This is a genomic window from Novosphingobium sp. CCH12-A3, from assembly GCF_001556015.1.
Classification (GTDB): domain Bacteria; phylum Pseudomonadota; class Alphaproteobacteria; order Sphingomonadales; family Sphingomonadaceae; genus Novosphingobium; species Novosphingobium subterraneum.
In genome coordinates, this window is sequence record NZ_LSIA01000081.1 from 1 (window position 1) to 15,616 (window position 15,616).

The 15,616-nt window shown below is 63.7% G+C and carries 14 protein-coding genes; 9 read left to right on the forward strand and 5 right to left on the reverse strand.

Features of this window, described 5'->3' with window-relative positions; genetic code table 11:
* Window positions 1–324: 324 nt before the first annotated feature.
* Window positions 325–663, reverse strand: coding sequence for a hypothetical protein (locus AX703_RS06075; RefSeq protein WP_062343275.1), 339 nt, complete (start codon window positions 661–663; stop codon window positions 325–327).
* Window positions 664–788: 125 nt separating this feature from the next.
* Window positions 789–2,363 (reverse strand): helicase HerA-like domain-containing protein, encoded by a 1,575-nt coding sequence (locus AX703_RS06080; protein WP_062343276.1) that lies wholly within the window; start codon window positions 2,361–2,363, stop codon window positions 789–791.
* A gap of 104 nt (window positions 2,364–2,467) precedes the next feature.
* Between AX703_RS06080 and pabB the strand changes: the two genes are divergently transcribed.
* The 4 genes from pabB to arfB are packed head-to-tail and all read left to right on the forward strand — an operon-like array spanning window position 2,468 to window position 6,506.
* The gene (gene pabB / locus AX703_RS06085; protein WP_062343277.1) at window positions 2,468–4,237 is read left to right on the forward strand and encodes an aminodeoxychorismate synthase component I; all 1,770 of its coding nucleotides are present in this window, start codon (window positions 2,468–2,470) and stop codon (window positions 4,235–4,237) included.
* A gap of 4 nt (window positions 4,238–4,241) precedes the next feature.
* Window positions 4,242–5,411: a pyridoxal phosphate-dependent aminotransferase gene (locus AX703_RS06090; protein ID WP_062343278.1), complete on the forward strand. Its 1,170-nt coding sequence runs from the start codon at window positions 4,242–4,244 to the stop codon at window positions 5,409–5,411.
* Window positions 5,411–6,091: an RluA family pseudouridine synthase gene (locus tag AX703_RS06095; protein ID WP_369820990.1), complete on the forward strand. Its 681-nt coding sequence runs from the start codon at window positions 5,411–5,413 to the stop codon at window positions 6,089–6,091. The genes AX703_RS06090 and AX703_RS06095 overlap by 1 nt, the downstream gene beginning before the upstream one ends.
* Before the next feature lies 1 nt (window position 6,092).
* The gene (arfB, locus tag AX703_RS06100) at window positions 6,093–6,506 is read left to right on the forward strand and encodes an alternative ribosome rescue aminoacyl-tRNA hydrolase ArfB (RefSeq protein WP_039336351.1); all 414 of its coding nucleotides are present in this window, start codon (window positions 6,093–6,095) and stop codon (window positions 6,504–6,506) included.
* A gap of 10 nt (window positions 6,507–6,516) precedes the next feature.
* Here the strand turns inward: arfB and murA are convergent, their stop codons facing one another.
* Entirely contained in the window at window positions 6,517–7,800 is a 1,284-nt protein-coding gene (gene murA / locus AX703_RS06105) for a UDP-N-acetylglucosamine 1-carboxyvinyltransferase (RefSeq protein WP_039336350.1), read from the reverse strand.
* Window positions 7,801–7,937: 137 nt separating this feature from the next.
* On the opposite strand from murA, the gene galU reads away from it, so the two are divergent.
* Window positions 7,938–8,840 (forward strand): UTP--glucose-1-phosphate uridylyltransferase GalU, encoded by a 903-nt coding sequence (galU, locus tag AX703_RS06110; protein WP_039336349.1) that lies wholly within the window; start codon window positions 7,938–7,940, stop codon window positions 8,838–8,840.
* Window positions 8,841–8,858: 18 nt separating this feature from the next.
* On the opposite strand, the gene AX703_RS06115 is transcribed toward galU, so the two are convergent.
* Window positions 8,859–9,533, reverse strand: coding sequence for a TetR/AcrR family transcriptional regulator (locus tag AX703_RS06115; RefSeq protein ID WP_039336348.1), 675 nt, complete (start codon window positions 9,531–9,533; stop codon window positions 8,859–8,861).
* Window positions 9,534–9,690: 157 nt separating this feature from the next.
* On the opposite strand from AX703_RS06115, the gene AX703_RS06120 reads away from it, so the two are divergent.
* The 4 genes from AX703_RS06120 (at window position 9,691) to AX703_RS06130 (ending at window position 14,671) form a co-directional block, all read left to right on the forward strand.
* On the forward strand, window positions 9,691–10,800 hold the full coding sequence (locus AX703_RS06120; RefSeq protein WP_062343280.1) for a Gfo/Idh/MocA family protein: 1,110 nt from the start codon (window positions 9,691–9,693) through the stop codon (window positions 10,798–10,800).
* A 13-nt stretch (window positions 10,801–10,813) separates the two neighbouring features.
* Entirely contained in the window at window positions 10,814–11,869 is a 1,056-nt protein-coding gene (locus AX703_RS06125; protein ID WP_062343281.1) for a sugar phosphate isomerase/epimerase, read from the forward strand.
* A 90-nt stretch (window positions 11,870–11,959) separates the two neighbouring features.
* Window positions 11,960–12,121, forward strand: a complete 162-nt coding sequence (locus AX703_RS27260) for a hypothetical protein (protein ID WP_156451938.1) — start codon at window positions 11,960–11,962, stop codon at window positions 12,119–12,121.
* Between the two features lie 135 nt (window positions 12,122–12,256).
* Window positions 12,257–14,671: a TonB-dependent receptor gene (locus AX703_RS06130; protein WP_062343282.1), complete on the forward strand. Its 2,415-nt coding sequence runs from the start codon at window positions 12,257–12,259 to the stop codon at window positions 14,669–14,671.
* Window positions 14,672–14,746: 75 nt separating this feature from the next.
* Here the strand turns inward: AX703_RS06130 and AX703_RS06135 are convergent, their stop codons facing one another.
* A complete protein-coding gene (locus tag AX703_RS06135; RefSeq protein ID WP_062343283.1) occupies window positions 14,747–15,358 on the reverse strand; it encodes a thioredoxin family protein in 612 nt (203 codons plus the stop codon).
* Between the last annotated feature and the right edge of the window lie 258 nt (window positions 15,359–15,616).

Sequence of the window (15,616 nt, forward strand, 5' to 3'; positions counted from 1 at the left end):
AGGTAAAGCCGAGCGTCCACGCTCGCTGTGGCACACCCCCACCCGACCTCCCCCTCAAGGGGGAGGGGCGTTATGGACCACGATCATTGCGGCTTGGTACAAACCGCACTGGATTGCTTCTCCGCCTGCGGCGGCTCGCAATGACGAAAAGCTGGGCAGCGCAAACAACTGCCAAACAAACAAACCGTCGCCCCGTGCTCGACACGGGGCTTGGCTTCTCTTCGCAGCCCAGCGCTGAAGAAGAAAAGCCAAGTCCCGGATCAAGTCCGGGACGACGGGTTTTGGGTCCTCAATGCTGGGGGCATGTTGACTGCTTTGGGGTGGTCAACGGACAGAACGCAAGTGATCTCTTCGCACATTAAACTGCTCATTTAGGTCCAGAACGTGGTGACCTGCGATAGACTTCAAGTCTCGATCCACGACGACAACCAGTAGAGTGTTGAAGCGACCTGTCCCAATCAAGACTTGGTCATAGCGACCGCTCGCATCACGGTAAACGTAGTGCACATCGTGGATACTGGGCAAGCCCACCGCATCTAAATCTAGGCTGTCAACGTATGGCCAAATATCGACGATTGAGTCTGCCTCGGCTGTCACGTTGCGCATTGGTGCCGCAAAACACTCTGCAAACTCATCTGCGGAAAGAAGGCGAGTTTTCTCCATGCGCGGAAGTTTACAATTTCGTCGAAAGTCCGCAATGGCGTCGTATCCGGAAAGTCTGCTTCCACCGCAAAGTGGCGGATAGCTGCTGGCTCAGCCAACACGGACTTACCCGTCCAGTCCGAACCCTAACGCAGCAACCCTCCGAGAATCCCCCGCGCAAAGCGGCCCAGCGCCTCGCCGCCGATCGAGGTGGCGATCGAGCCGACCATCGCCGTCACGCCCGAAGCAACCGGTGCCGCGCGGGATTTCTTGCCGGTGATGCTGGCGGCGATTACTGCGCCTGCAGATGAAGCCACGGCGCCCGCCGCCGCCTTGCCAGCCTTCTCCCACATCGTCGTAGTCCGGCGCGGCGAGGCGCGTTGGGCCTCTTCGCCCTGCTCTTCCACCTGCTGCGCCGCCGCTGCCGCGTCAGCCGCTTTCTGCGCCAGCACTTCGGCGGCGGATTCGCGGTTCACTGCCGTGTCGTACTTGCCGTCGAACGGGCTGACCGACTGGATCACCGCGCGCTCCTTTGGGCTGAGCGGCCCGAGGCGCGAGCGCGGCGGGGCGATCAGCGTGCGCTGCACCACCGAGGGCGCGCCGTCATCGTCCAGCGTCGAGACCAGCGCCTCGCCGACTTTCAGTTCGGTAATCACCGTCTCGACATCAAGCTCCTTGTTGATGCGGAAAGTCTCGGCCGCCGCGCGGATCGCCTTCTGGTCACGCGGGGTGAACGCCCGCAGGGCGTGCTGCACGCGGTTGCCGAGCTGGCCCGCGATCTTCTCGGGAATGTCGATCGGGTTCTGCGTGACGAAATAGACGCCCACGCCCTTCGAGCGGATCAGGCGCACCACCTGCTCCACCTTCTCCATCAGCGCCTGCGGGGCATCGTCGAACAACAGGTGCGCCTCGTCGAAGAAGAACACCAGGCACGGCTTTTCCGGATCGCCCACTTCGGGCAGCGCCTCGAACAGTTCGGACAGCAGCCACAGCAGGAATGTGGCATAGAGCTTGGGGCTCTGCATCAGCTTGTCAGCGGCGAGCACGTTGACCATGCCGCGCCCCTGTTCGTCCACCTTCAGGAAATCGTGCACCTCGAACGCGGGTTCGCCGAAGAAGCGGTCCGCCCCTTGGCTCTCGAAGGCCAGCAACTGGCGCTGGATCGTGCCGACGCTGGCCTTGGAGACATTGCCGTAACGCGTGGCAAGCGCACTGGCGTTCTCGGCACAGGCGACGAGAACGGATTGCAGATCGGGCAGGTCGATCAGCAGCAGGCCATTGTCGTCGGCATAGCGGAAGGCGATGTTGAGCACGCCTTCCTGCGTCTCGTTGAGGCCCATCAGCCGCGCCAGCAGCAGCGGGCCCATTTCGGAGATGGTCGTGCGGATGGGATGGCCAGATTCGCCATAGAGGTCCCAGAACACTGCCGGATTGTCGGAATAGGCATAGTCCTCGATGCCCAGTTCCTTGGCCCGCGATTCGAGGGAAGCGGCGTGCTTGAAGGTCGGGCTTCCGGGCATGGCGATGCCCGCAAGGTCGCCTTTCACGTCGGCCATGAACACGGGTACGCCGCGCGCCGAGAACTGTTCGGCAATGCCCTGCAGCGTCACCGTCTTGCCGGTGCCGGTCGCCCCCGCGATCAGCCCGTGGCGGTTGGCGCGGCCAAGGCGCAGCACCTGCCGTTCGCCGTTGGAACCGAGGCCAAGGTAGATATCGTCCATGCACAGCACCCCATCGATTTGGCTCGAGACTAAGACGCAGCCGCGCCCCTTGCGAGGGGTTTTTGCATCCGGAGCGGGGAACGGCTAGAGCGCGCTCGCAAGCAATGACCCGCGCCCCTTTCATCCTGCTCGACGATGCCCGAACCGAAGGCGCCAGCGACGCGCGCCTCTATGAGGACGTGCGCGAACTTGTCGTTGCGCGCCGGGCCGATGAAGTCGAGGCCGCGCTGGCGCAGATTGCGGCAACGCCGGGCGATTGGGCGGGCTACCTTGCCTACGAGGCCGGGCTGGCGCTCGAACCGCGCCTTGCCCCTCTGGCGGCAGAGCGCACCGGCGCGGCAGGCCCGCTGGTGTGGTTCGCCCGGTTCGGGAAGGTCACGCGCATGGCCAGCGCCGCCGTCGAACGCTGGCTGGCCGCAACCGCCACGGGCTCCGGGAGGCTCGGCCCGATGGGCGCGGCCATCTCTTCCGGTGGCTATGCCAAGGCCTTTGCCCAGGTGCAGGAAGCGATCCGCGCCGGAGACATCTACCAGGCCAACCTCACCTTCCCGCTCGCCGGCACGTGGGACGGCGATCCGCTGGCGATCTATGCCGATGTCCGCCGCGATGCCCGGGCAGGCTATGGCGGCGTGATCTGGGACGGGTCGCACTGGCACCTCTCGTTCTCGCCCGAACTGTTCTTCAAGCTCTCGGGCGGGGAAGCCCGCGTCCGCCCGATGAAGGGCACGGCTCCGCGAGGGAGCACCCCGGAAGAGGACGCGCGGTTCAAGGCGGACCTCTCGGCCAGCGTTAAGGATCGCGCCGAGAACCTGATGATCGTGGATCTCATGCGCAACGATCTGTCGCGCGTTTCGCGCCCCGGTTCGGTCCGTGTCGAAGCCCCGTTTGCCATCGAGAGTTACCCCACAGTTCACCAGATGGTCACGACAGTTCGGGCAGAGTTGGATTCTGGCCAGGACGTGCGCAGCCTCCTGCGCGCCATCTTCCCCTGCGGCTCGATCACCGGCGCGCCCAAGATCCGCGCCATGGAGATCATCCACCAGGCAGAGCGTGATGCGCGCGGGGCTTATTGCGGTTCGATCGGACGGATAGACCCCTCTGGCGATGCCGCGTTCAATGTGGCAATCCGCACGGTGCGCCTCTCGCCCGATGGTCGCGCCGTGATGGGCGTGGGCTCGGCCGTGGTTGCCGATTCCGCAATGATCGGCGAATGGCGCGAATGCGTGGTGAAGGGGAATTTCTTGCGCTTGTCTGCCGGCCATGCCGACCTGATCGAAACGATGGCCTTCGATCCCGCCAAGGGCATCGAACTGCTCGAACTGCACCTCGAACGCATGAAGGCGAGCGCACTGGCCTTGGGCTTCAGCTTCGATCGCCACGCCGTGCGCAATGCGATCCATGCGCTGTGCTTCGATCTCGACAAGCCGTCCAAGGTGCGGCTGGTGGCCTCCAGGGGCGGTGCCCATGCGCTCGATGCCAGTGACATGCCCGCGCCGCTAGAAAGCCTGACTTGCGCAGTCCTGCCGCTGCCGGTTTCGGACGGAGACTGGCGCCTGCGCCACAAGACTACCGACCGCGGCTTCTACGAAGCAGGCCTGGCTGCCGCGAACAAGTCCGGGGCCGGCGAGGCATTGTTCCTGCGCGATGATGGCCTGCTCACTGAGGGCACCTTCACCAACCTGTTCGTCGAACGCGATGGCAAGCTGCTCACCCCGCGCGCCGACCTCGGCCTGCTGCCGGGCGTGCTACGCCGCTCGCTGATCGAGGCCGGACGGGCCGTCGAGGCTGACCTGACGCTTGACGATCTCGCAGGCGGCTTCCTCGTCGGCAACGCCCTGCGCGGGTTGATCCCGGCGCGCCTGCTCGGCTCCTGAACCCATGACCCAGCTATCAAAAGCCCTCGCGCGCATCGCGCCATCGCGCACCACCGCCATCACCGACCGCGCCATCCAGCTTCGCGCCGAAGGCCGCGACGTGATCTCGCTCTCGGTGGGCGAGCCGGACTTCGCCACCCCGGCACACGTCGTAGAGGCCGCCAAGGACGCGCTCGACGCAGGCGACACGAAATATACCGCCGTCGTCGGCACGCAGCGGTTGCGCGAGGCCGCCGCGCTGCATTTCAAGCGCGACCTTGGCATCGCGGTTCCGCCCTCGCAGATCATCGTCAGCGCAGGCGGCAAACAGGCGATCTTCCATGCCCTGCTCGCCACGCTCGATCCGGGCGACGAAGTGCTGGTCCCGTCGCCATGGTGGGTCAGCTATCCCGAGATCGTGCGCTTTGCCGGTGCCGAAGTCGTGGACCTGCCGACCGATGCAGCAGGCGGATTCCGCATCACCGCTGCCCAGCTTGAAGCGGCGATCACGCCCGCCACCCGCTGGCTGCTGCTCAACAGCCCCGGCAACCCGACCGGCGCGACTTACCCGGCCGAGGAACTGCGCGCGCTGGGCGAAGTCCTGCGCCGCCACCCGCGTGTGCTGGTGATGAGCGACGATATCTATGCGCCGCTGCGCTATGGCGAGGGCCTCCATGCCACGCTGGCGGTGGAATGCCCGGACCTTGCCGACCGCATCCTGACTGTTTCAGGCGTATCCAAGAGCCACGCCATGACCGGATTCCGCATTGGCGTTTCGGCGGGCCCGGCCTGGCTGATCGGCGCGATGGGGCGCCTGCAGTCGCACTCTTCGGGCAACCCCGCCTCGATCTCCCAGGCCGCTGCCGTCGCCGCGTTCGAAGGCCCGCAGGAGTTTCTTCTGGACTGGCGCGAACGCTTCCGCGCGCGGCGCGACATGGTCTGCGCCGCCATCAACGCGATACCCGGCCTGTCCACCCCGATCCCCGACGGCGCATTTTATTGCATGGTCGATGCCACCCCGCTGATGGCGCGTTTCGGAGATGACGAAGCACTGTGCCTCCACCTGCTCGAAAGCGGCGTGGCAGTCGTCCCGGCCTCGGCATTCGGCGGCAAGGACGGCTTCCGTATCAGCTTCGCGGCGGACGAGGCAAAACTCGAGGCAGCGCTGCGGCGTATAGCAAAGGCGGTAGCGTGATCGACTTTTCCATCCTGTTCGAAGACGGTGAAGCGCTGGTGATCGACAAGCCGGCAGGATTGCCGCTCGATCCTCCGCGCGCCGGTGGCGACAGTCTCGAGAACCATCTCGACGCCTTGCGCTTCGGCTTCCAGCGCGAACCGCAACCTGTCCACCGGCTTGATCAGGATACCTCCGGCTGCCTGCTCCTCGCTCGCAATCCCAAGGCACTGAAGCGCTTTTCAGCCGCCTTCGAAGCGCGCGAGGTGGAGAAGGTCTATCTCGGCATCGTTGCCGGCGAAGTGCAGGGCGAAAGCGGCACGATCGAACTTGCCCTGTCCAAGATCAGCTCGGCCGAAAAGGGCTGGCGCATGATCCCGGCCAGGAAGGGCAAGCCCGCCGTCACGCACTGGAAGGTGCTGTCGCGCAAGCCGGGCATGACGCTGGTCGAATTTCGCCCCGAAACCGGGCGCACCCACCAGATCCGCATCCACGCACTTGCGGGGCTGGGCCACGCGCTTGTCGGCGATCCGATTTATGGTGACGGAAAGCTTGCCTGGCGCACGATGCTCCATGCTTCGGAACTCGTGGTGAAGCGCGACGGCAAGCCGCCGATCGACGCCTATTCACCGATGCCGCTCGACTTCGCTGCCTTCGCCTTCGAGCTGCCAATAGCAGAACAACCGGAAACCGAGGCCTGACATGTCGCCCGATGCTCTCGTCGCCCATGCGCTGACGCTGGTCGAGGAGAGCTTCATCGCCTCGGCCGGGCCGGGCGGGCAGAACGTCAACAAGGTGGCAACCGCTGTGCAACTGCGGCTCGACGTCTTCATGCTGCGCCTGCCGCCGGAGATCTTCCACCGCCTCAAGACGCTGGCGGGCAGCAAGATGACCGCGAAAGGCGAGATCGTGCTGACCGCGCGCAGCTATCGCACGCAGGAGCAGAATCGCGAGGATGCCAGGAAGCGCCTGTCTGAGCTGCTGCGCGAAGCCTGCAACCTGCCGCAGAAGCGCGCCAAGTCCCGCTTAAACCGCGTCGGCAAGACCGAGCGGCTGGCGGGCAAGAAGATCAGGGGCGCGGTAAAGGCCGGACGCGGCAAGGTCCGGCTGGATTAATCGCCGCCCCTCAGTCGCCCCCGACGCGATCAATCTCGGCGCCGAGCAGCGAGAGCTTCTCCTCAAGCCGCTCATAACCACGGTCGAGGTGGTAGAGGCGGTGCACCTGCGTCTCGCCCTCGGCTGCAAGACCGGCAATGACCAGGCTCATCGAAGCGCGCAGGTCCGTTGCCATCACTTCCGCGCCGGTCAGCTTGTCGACGCCATGGACCACGGCGGTGCGGCCCTTGGTTTCGATCCGCGCACCCATGCGGTTGAGCTCGGGCACGTGCATGTAGCGGTTCTCGAAGATCGTCTCGGTCAGCACCGACGACCCCTTGGCCAGGCACAGCATGGCCATGAGCTGCGCCTGCATGTCGGTGGCAAAGCCGGGGTACGGCGCGGTCGAAAGCGTAACCGGCTTCAACGGACCTTCCGCTGCAACAAACAGCCCGCCCTTGCGCGGCTCGACGTGCACGCCGGCATCGCGCAGCGCCTGCACGGTCGCTTCCATGTCCTCTATGCGAGCGCCCTGCAGCATGACCTCGCCTCCTGTGATCGCAGCGGCGCAGGCATAGGAGCCGGCCTCGATGCGATCGGGCATGACCATGTAGGTTGCGCCGTGCAGGCGGTCGACGCCATGAATCGTCAGGTCCGAAGTGCCAATGCCTTCGATCTGCGCGCCCATCGCCACCAGCAGGTTGCACAGGTCAACGATTTCCGGCTCCCGCGCGGCATTGTGCAGGGTGGACTTGCCCTTGCACAGCACGGCGGTCATCAGCGCATTCTCGGTCGCCCCGACAGAGACGACGGGGAACGAATAGCGCCCACCGGGCAGGCCACCGTCAGGCGCAATTGCGCGGACGTAACCGGCAGCCAGTTCGATCGTCGCGCCCAGTGCTTCAAGCGCCTTGAGGTGCAGGTCGATCGGGCGGTTGCCGATGGCGCAGCCCCCCGGCAGCGAAACCGTCGCCTCGCCCGCACGGGCCAGCATCGGGCCAAGCACGAGGATCGACGCGCGCATCTTGCGCACCAGATCATAGGGCGCGACCGACGACGTCAGGCGGGTCGCCTGCAGCGTCATCACGCGGCCGAAGTCCTCGGGGCGCGCGCCTGCGATCGACGTGGAAACCCCGAACTGGTTCATCAGGTGCTGGAAGCCGTCGATGTCTGCCAGGCGCGGCAGGTTGCGCAGGGTCACCGGCTCATCGGTCAGCAGCGCGCAAGGCAGCAGCGTAAGGGCCGAATTCTTGGCGCCGGAGACCGGCACCGTTCCCGAAAGGCGCTTGCCGCCACGGATGATGATCTTGTCCATCGCTGCCGTTTATCCGGTTTTCAGGGCGGTGCAAGCTTGGGGCATACGATAACGTGACGAGGCGTGCTTGACATTTTCACTTAGTAATTGTGCAGTGCATCATGAGGATGCAACAAAGCATGGATATTGGCTGACAAATGAGTTCCGACACTTCGCGAAAGCCGATCCGCAAGGCCGTTTTTCCGGTAGCAGGGCTTGGCACCCGCTTTCTGCCCGCCACCAAGGCGATCCCCAAGGAAATGCTGCCAGTGATCGACCGCCCGTTGATCCAGTACGCGGTGGATGAAGCACGCGAGGCCGGAATCGAACAGCTCATCTTCGTGACTGGCCGCGGAAAGACCGCCATCGTCGAACACTTCGACACCGCATACGAACTCGAACACACCATGTCCGATCGCGGCAAGGCGCTCGAGGTGCTCGAGCCCACCCGCATCCTGCCGGGCAATCTCGTTACCGTGCGCCAGCAGGTGCCGATGGGTCTGGGCCACGCCATCTGGTGCGCCCGCGCGGTCGTCGGCAACGAACCATTCGCTATCTTCCTCCCTGACGAGATGATGGTCGGCGAGCCCGGCGGCAAGGGCGGCTGCATGAAGCAGATGGTCGATGCCTACAACGAAGTGGGCGGCAATCTCATCTCCGTGCTCGAAGTCCCGCAGGAGGAAGTGTCCAGCTATGGCGTGATTGCGCCCGGCAATCGGGTTTCGGATTCCCTCACCGAAGTGACCGGCCTGGTCGAGAAGCCGAGGCGCGAGGATGCGCCTTCGAACCTGATCATCTCTGGTCGCTACATTCTCCAGCCGGAAGTGATGCGCACGCTCGAAAGCCAGGAGAAAGGTGCGGGCGGTGAAATCCAGCTGACCGACGCCATGGCGCGCATGATCGGCCAGCAGCCCTTCCACGCCGTGAAGTTTGACGGACGCCGCTTCGACTGTGGCAGCAAGACCGGCTTCGTCGAGGCCACGCTGGCGCTGGCGCTTGAACGTCCAGACATGGCCGACGATGTCCGCGCGATCATGAAGCGGCTGTTGGCCGAAGGCTGAACTTCGGCCCCTCACCCGTCATGGAGCGCGAAGGTAGGCCAGGCACATCCGGCCGAGTTCGCGCTTCAGGACTTCCCAGTCATAATCATGCGCCGCTTCGCCCGAGGAGCCGAGGCTGAGTTGGCGGGCCATCGTGGCGAAGACGATCTTGTAGGCCGAGTTGGCCTTGGTCTCGTGGTCCGTGCCGCCAAACGTCTCGCGATACCGCAGCATCGCGTCCATGCCGCGCTGGGTTGCGCGCAAGGCGTGATCCTTGCCGGGCTTCGATACGAGCGGGTCGAAGGTCGCCCGCTCCATCGCCAGGCGCAGCAGCGGCGCATTGACCCGTAGCACTTCGGCATATCCCGCCACATAGCGCGGCATGAATTCGTCGAGCGTGGGCGACTGCGCCAGGACATCGGCGACCATCGCCTCTTCGTCCGCCGCGATATCCTCGAGCGCCCGCGCGATCACAGCGCGCACGAGATTGTCCTTGCTCTGGAAACGCAGGTAGATTGAACCGATGGAGACGTTGCCCTTCTGGTTCACATCCTGCAGCGTGAAGTCCTCGCTGCCGCGCTCCAGCATGAGTTCGCGCGCCGCGTTCAGCATCCGCTCGAGCGACGCCTTGCTGCGGCCCTGCTGTGGCTTTCGGCTGACCGTTTCCACTGCCAGTTCCGCTTCTTCGGCCTGCCCGTTTGCGCCTCGTGCCATTGCTTACCCGTTCGCCCTTAAAGGAAATTCGTATTCTAGAATGTGTGGGCGGTTTGTTGCACGATTTGACGGGAAAGGCGATGGTCAATCGGCGTACTCGCGCTTGACCCCTTGGATTTTCAAAATAGAACAGACTTTCTAAAAATTGGAGATATCGATGCGTCGGTTGAGGATGGGAATGATCGGTGGTGGTCCAGGGGCGTTCATCGGGCCAGTGCACCGCTTTGCAGCGGAACTGGACCGCGAGATAGAGCTCGTCGCCGGCGTCTTCTCGAGCGATGCCGCACGCAGCGCTGCTGCGGGTGAGAGCTACCGTATTGATCCTGCCCGCGCGTATCCCACGCTCGACGCAATGTTCGCATCCGAAGCGGCGCGGGAGGACGGGATCGACTTCGTCTCGATCGTCACGCCCAACCACAACCACCTGCCCTCCGCCCGTGCTGCATTGGCTGCGGGTTATCCGGTCATTACCGACAAGCCGCTCACCGCTACGCTTGCCGAAGCGCATGAACTGGCCACGCTCGTCGAAACCGCGGGCAAGCCCTTCGGCGTGACCTACACCTACTCCGGCTACCCGCTGGTCCGCGAAGCTCGCGCCCGCATTGCCGCTGGCGAGATCGGAACCATCCGGAAGGTCGTCGTCGAATATCCACAAGGCTGGCTTGCTGGCGAGGCCGTTGGCAAGCAGGCCGAATGGCGCGTCGATCCTGCCAAGGCCGGTCTCGGCGGTTGCATCGGCGACATCGGCGTACACGCCTTCCAGCTTGCCGAATTCGTTACCGGCCTGCGCGTCACCGAACTGCTGGCGGATCTGGGCGCAGTCGTGCCCGGCCGCCTGCTCGATGATGACTGCTCGATCCTCCTGCGTTTCGACAACGGTGCGCGAGGTGTGCTGCTCGCCAGCCAGATCGAGGTAGGCGAACTCAACGGCCTGCGCATCCGCGCCTATGGCGACAAGGGTGGCGTGACCTGGAAGCAGGAAGAGCCGAACACTCTCACGATCAACCGGCTCGATGGCACCTGCACCCTCGTCCGCTCCGGCACTGGCGTTCTGGGCGGCGATGCAGCATCGCGCACCCGCACGCCCGGCGGGCACCCCGAGGGCTATCTCGAAGCCTTCGCCAACCTCTATCGCGATTTTGCCGCCCTCGTGCGCGGTGACAGCGCTCCGCTCCTGCCCGGCATCGCCGAAGGCGTGCGCGGCATGATCTTCATCGACACTGCCGTTTCCGCCAGCCGCGACAACGCCGGCTGGGTCAAGCTCTAAGGAGTAATCCGCCATGAAGACCATCAAGGGCCCCGGCATCTTCCTTGCCCAGTTTGCGGGCGACGCCGCGCCGTTCAACAGCCTCGAGACCATCGCCGACTGGGTGGCGGGGCTCGGGTACAAGGGCATTCAGATTCCCAGCTGGGACGGCCGCCTGTTCGATCTGGAGAAGGCTGCGACGAGCCAGACCTACTGCGACGAGATCAAGGGCATGCTCGCCGACAAGGGGCTGGAGATCACCGAGCTTTCGACCCACCTGCAGGGCCAGCTCGTGGCCGTGCACCCTGCCTTTGACGCGCAGTTCGATGGCTTTGCCCCGGAAGCGGTCCACAACAATCCCGCAGCTCGGCAGGAATGGGCCGTGCAGCAGATGAAGCATGCGGCCAAGGCCAGCGCCAATCTCGGCTTGAAGGCGCACGCCTCGTTCTCAGGCGCGTTTGCCTGGCCCTATTTCTATCCTTGGCCCGCGCGCCCGGCCGGTCTCGTCGAAGACGCTTTCGACGAGCTCGCCCGCCGCTGGAAGCCGATTCTCGACGTGTTCGACGAGAACGGCGTCGACGTGGCCTACGAGATTCATCCCGGCGAGGACCTTCACGACGGCGTGACGTTCGAGATGTTCCTCGAACGCGTCGGCAACCATCCGCGCGCCAACATCCTCTACGATCCCAGCCACTTCGTGCTGCAGCAGCTCGATTACCTGGCCTTCATCGACATCTACCATGAACGCATCAAGTGCTTCCATGTGAAGGACGCCGAGTTCCGGCCCAACGGGCGCTCGGGTGTCTATGGCGGCTACCAGTCGTGGGTCGATCGGCCCGGACGCTTCCGCTCTCTGGGAGATGGACAGGTCGATTTCCCCGGCATCTTCAGCAAGATGGCCGCGAATGATTATGCCGGCTGGGCCGTGCTGGAATGGGAATGCGCGTTGAAGCATCCTGAGGTCGGCGCGGCCGAGGGAGCACCCTTCATCGACCGCCACATCATCAAGGTCACCGAGCATGCCTTTGATGATTTCGCCGCTGGAGGTGCGGATCGCTCTCTCAACGCGAAGCTGATGGGAATTAGCTGAACCATCAACCCTTCATCATCGGGGCGCCGCCGAGACGATCGGCGGCGCCTTCTTTTTGCCCAATCGCATTTACGCGATGAATGGCCTTCCATGAAATTTGTTTCCTTTGTGTATCAAGCCATGGCGCGTAGCTTTGCAGCACCGGCGGATATATCTGCCTTCCAGAGTCTCAGATTATGGCAAAGGCAAAGCTTGGTATTTTACTGTATGATGGGCCGGCGTCAGAAGCAGATCGCACAGAGCCTCATTTGAGCTCTCCGTGGCAAAAATGCCGCAAGGTGTCAGAACATTTCCATCAATAGAATTTATGTTCTAGTTTTTGAGATTCTAATCTGCTAACACGCTGCCACGCCCAACGTGGCGCCACCTGGGGAGGAACTGAAAATCATGCCCAAGACCCTGTACACCCGCACCCTTTTGGCGAGCGCCTGCGCGCTGGCTTTCGCCCTGCCCGCCCATGCACAGGAAGCGGCCGAAGAGGCAGATCCCAACGTCATCATCGTGACCGCGCAGAACCGCGCGCAGAACGTCAACGATGTTCCAATCGCGATCAACGTGGTGAACGCCGAGCAGCTGCAGCAGGCCGGCTTCTCGAACATGAACGACATCGGCAAGATCGCCCCTGCGGTGCAACTCAACCAGGACCAGGGCACCATCAAGGTTACCGTCCGCGGCGTCGGCACCAACTCGAACGACGAATCGCAGGACACCTCGGTCGTCGTGAACATCGACGGCGAATACATGAACCGCCCTCAGGCGCTCAGCATCGCGCTGTTCGATCTCGATCGCGTCGAAGTGCTGCGCGGCCCGCAGGGTACGCTCTACGGCCGCAACTCCACCGGCGGAGCCATCAACTTCATCACCCGCAAGCCGGGCAAGGAATTCGCCGCCAACGCCTCGGCCAGCTACGGCAACTACAACGCCGTGCGTCTTGACGGCGGCGTGACCGTTCCTCTGGGTGACATCGGCGGCGTCCGCGTTGCCGGCTTCTATGACGAGCATGACGGCTACATCAAGCACCCGGCACGCGCTGCCTACAATGGTGGGGGGTACAACTACCCGGCCTTCGCCGGCGGTCGCTCTGACGACAACAAGTCCTACGGCGTACGCGGCTCGGTCCAGCTTGAGCCGACCGAGGCGCTGACGGTCTATCTCGCTGGCGAATATGCCAAGCGTGAATTTACCCCTCAGGCCTTTGCATCGGCTGATCTAAACGCTGCCGGTGTTCGCCCGACCAATGCAAGCTGCTCGACGGCGTCGGGCTTCACTGCCGTCGCCCCGCTCTATGCTACCGCGCTGAACCAGGTCCTGTGCATCCCGAACGAGACGAACCTGCTCGCAGGCGTCAACCGTGGTGAATATGCCGCGCCAGCCTTCGGCCTCGGCAAGCTGTCGCAGGACACTTATGCCATCCGTGGCCGTGTCGCGTACGAAGTCAGCGATGCGCTGACGATCTCGTACATCGGTGGCTACCGCAAGTTCGAAGGCACGCCGGGCCAGTTCCTGACCCTGCCGGTGACCTATCGCTCGTTCGGGTGGGACCAGCGCACCAGCACGCAGAGCCACGAACTGCGCTTCAACGGCGAAGTGAATGGCATCACCTATCAGGTCGGTGGCTTCTACTTCAAGGAAACCGTCAACGCTGAAAGCAGCTTCGTCACCACCTTCGGCCCGAACGTCGTGACGCTGTCCTACTTCGATCGCGACATCACCAGCGAGAGCAAGTCGGCCTTCGGTCAGGTCGAAGTCCCGCTCGGCGAAACGCTGACGGCTGTCGGTGGCCTGCGCTACACCGAGAACTCGCGCGATGCGCTTTACCGCAATGCATCGCCGTTCGGGGCGACTGGCCCTGATCCGCTGCTGTTCAATGGCGCCATCAGCTCGAAGAACTTCGCCGATCTCAAGTACAAGACGATCTTCCCGCTCTCCAGCAAGGAAGACAAGATCACCTGGCTCGCCGGCCTGAACTATAAGCCCAACAGCGACACGCTGGTGTTCGCCAAGGTCTCGACCGGCTTCAAGGGCGGTGGCTTCGACTCCGTGGGCGACTACAAGCCGGAAACCAACACGGCTTATGAGCTCGGCTGGAAGCAGACCTTCGGCGACAAGGGCCAGCACCAGTTCAACCTCGGTGGCTTCTACTACGACTACAAGGACCTGCAAGTCTCGGTTCTGCTCGACACCACCGTCGGCGGCCAGACCTTCAACGCGGGCAAGGCCAAGATCTGGGGCATCGAAGCTTCGGCCGATTTCGCGCTCAGCGACAACGACCGCTTCCACGCCTCGGTCAACTACCTGAACGCAGAGTACAAGGAGCTGTTCGCGCAGTTCAACGTGTACTGCCTGCCCACCGCTGGCAATCCGCAGAGCGTCTGCAACAGCCGCAACGGCATCGGCGATCTCGATCCGACCACGGTTGCAGCCGAGCAGCCGAACTTTGCCGGCAACCGTCCGGCCTTCTCGCCGGAATGGGTGATCACCGCTGGGTACGACCACACGTTCGACTTCGGGGATGCGGGCACCCTGCGCGCCAGCGCAAACACCACGTTCAAGAGCAAGTACTTCACCGACTTCTACAACTACCGTGACGGCACGCAGACTGCCTTCACGCAGACCGACGTCAGCCTTGAATACAAGCCCGAGAACGAGCGCTTCTCGATCACGGCCTTCGCCAAGAACCTCGAGAACGAACGCCCGCTGACCTATGGTGGCTTCACCTCGGCAGGTCCGAACGACGACGTGTTCAACTGGCAGTTCGGCACGCCGCGCACTTACGGCGTCCGCCTCGCGGTCGACTTCTAAGTCGGCGCAGGACCGTCAAACAGAAAGGGGAGCGGCGAACCGCTCCCCTTTTTTGTTGCCTTTAGGCCGGCAAGCTCAGCCCCAGGACGGGTCCTTCCCCGGCCGCCACTTGATGCTGCAGCCGGCGCTCGGGTGCTGCGGCTGTGGCGCCGGCTGTCCGCCGAGCAGCGCATCCACGGCGCGGCGCATGTCTTCGCCCGTCACCGGCAGGTCGGTCCGCAGCGGCGGAAGGCCCGGCACTGGCGGCCGGTTGATCTTCGGCCTGCTCGCATCGAACTGGCCTGCGTAGTAGAGCAGCCGCTCGCGATCGTAGAGGAAGAAATCCGGCGTGCAGATCGCGTTATAGGCCAGCGCCACATCCTGGGTCTCGTCATGGAGGTAGGGGAACGGAAAGTCCTTCTCGGCCGCCAGCTTCTGCATGTGCGGATAATCGTCTTCGGGAAAGTCGTCCGGCCAGTTCGAAGAGATCGCCACGACCTGCAGGCCCTTGGGCTGATACTCCCGCGCAAAGGCGATGAATTCGTCCAGCACGTGCAGCACGAACGGGCAATGGTTGCAGATGAAGGCCACCAGCAGCGCCGGGCTCTCGGCGAAGTTGCCCAAGGTCCGCAGCCTTCCTTCGACGTCCGGCAGCTCGAAGGGCGGAGCCGGCTTTCCGTAATCCAGTTGGCGAGACAGTCTCAGCATCATCCGCTCCTTTATTAGAATCTTCGTTCTTTTACACTGACCAGCCCAGCGGTCCAAACGCTTCCTCAACAGACCCAAACTGCAAAGTTTCGCTTTGCACCTTTGCAAATTTACCGTGGACACCACCCACATTCCACGTCATCGCGAGGATCGAGCCGGTGCCTTTTGGCATCAACGGCATGGCATTGGCAGGAGCACGACGCATGAAAGCCCTGGTCTGCGTGAAGCGGGTGATTGACTACAACGTGAAGCCACGTG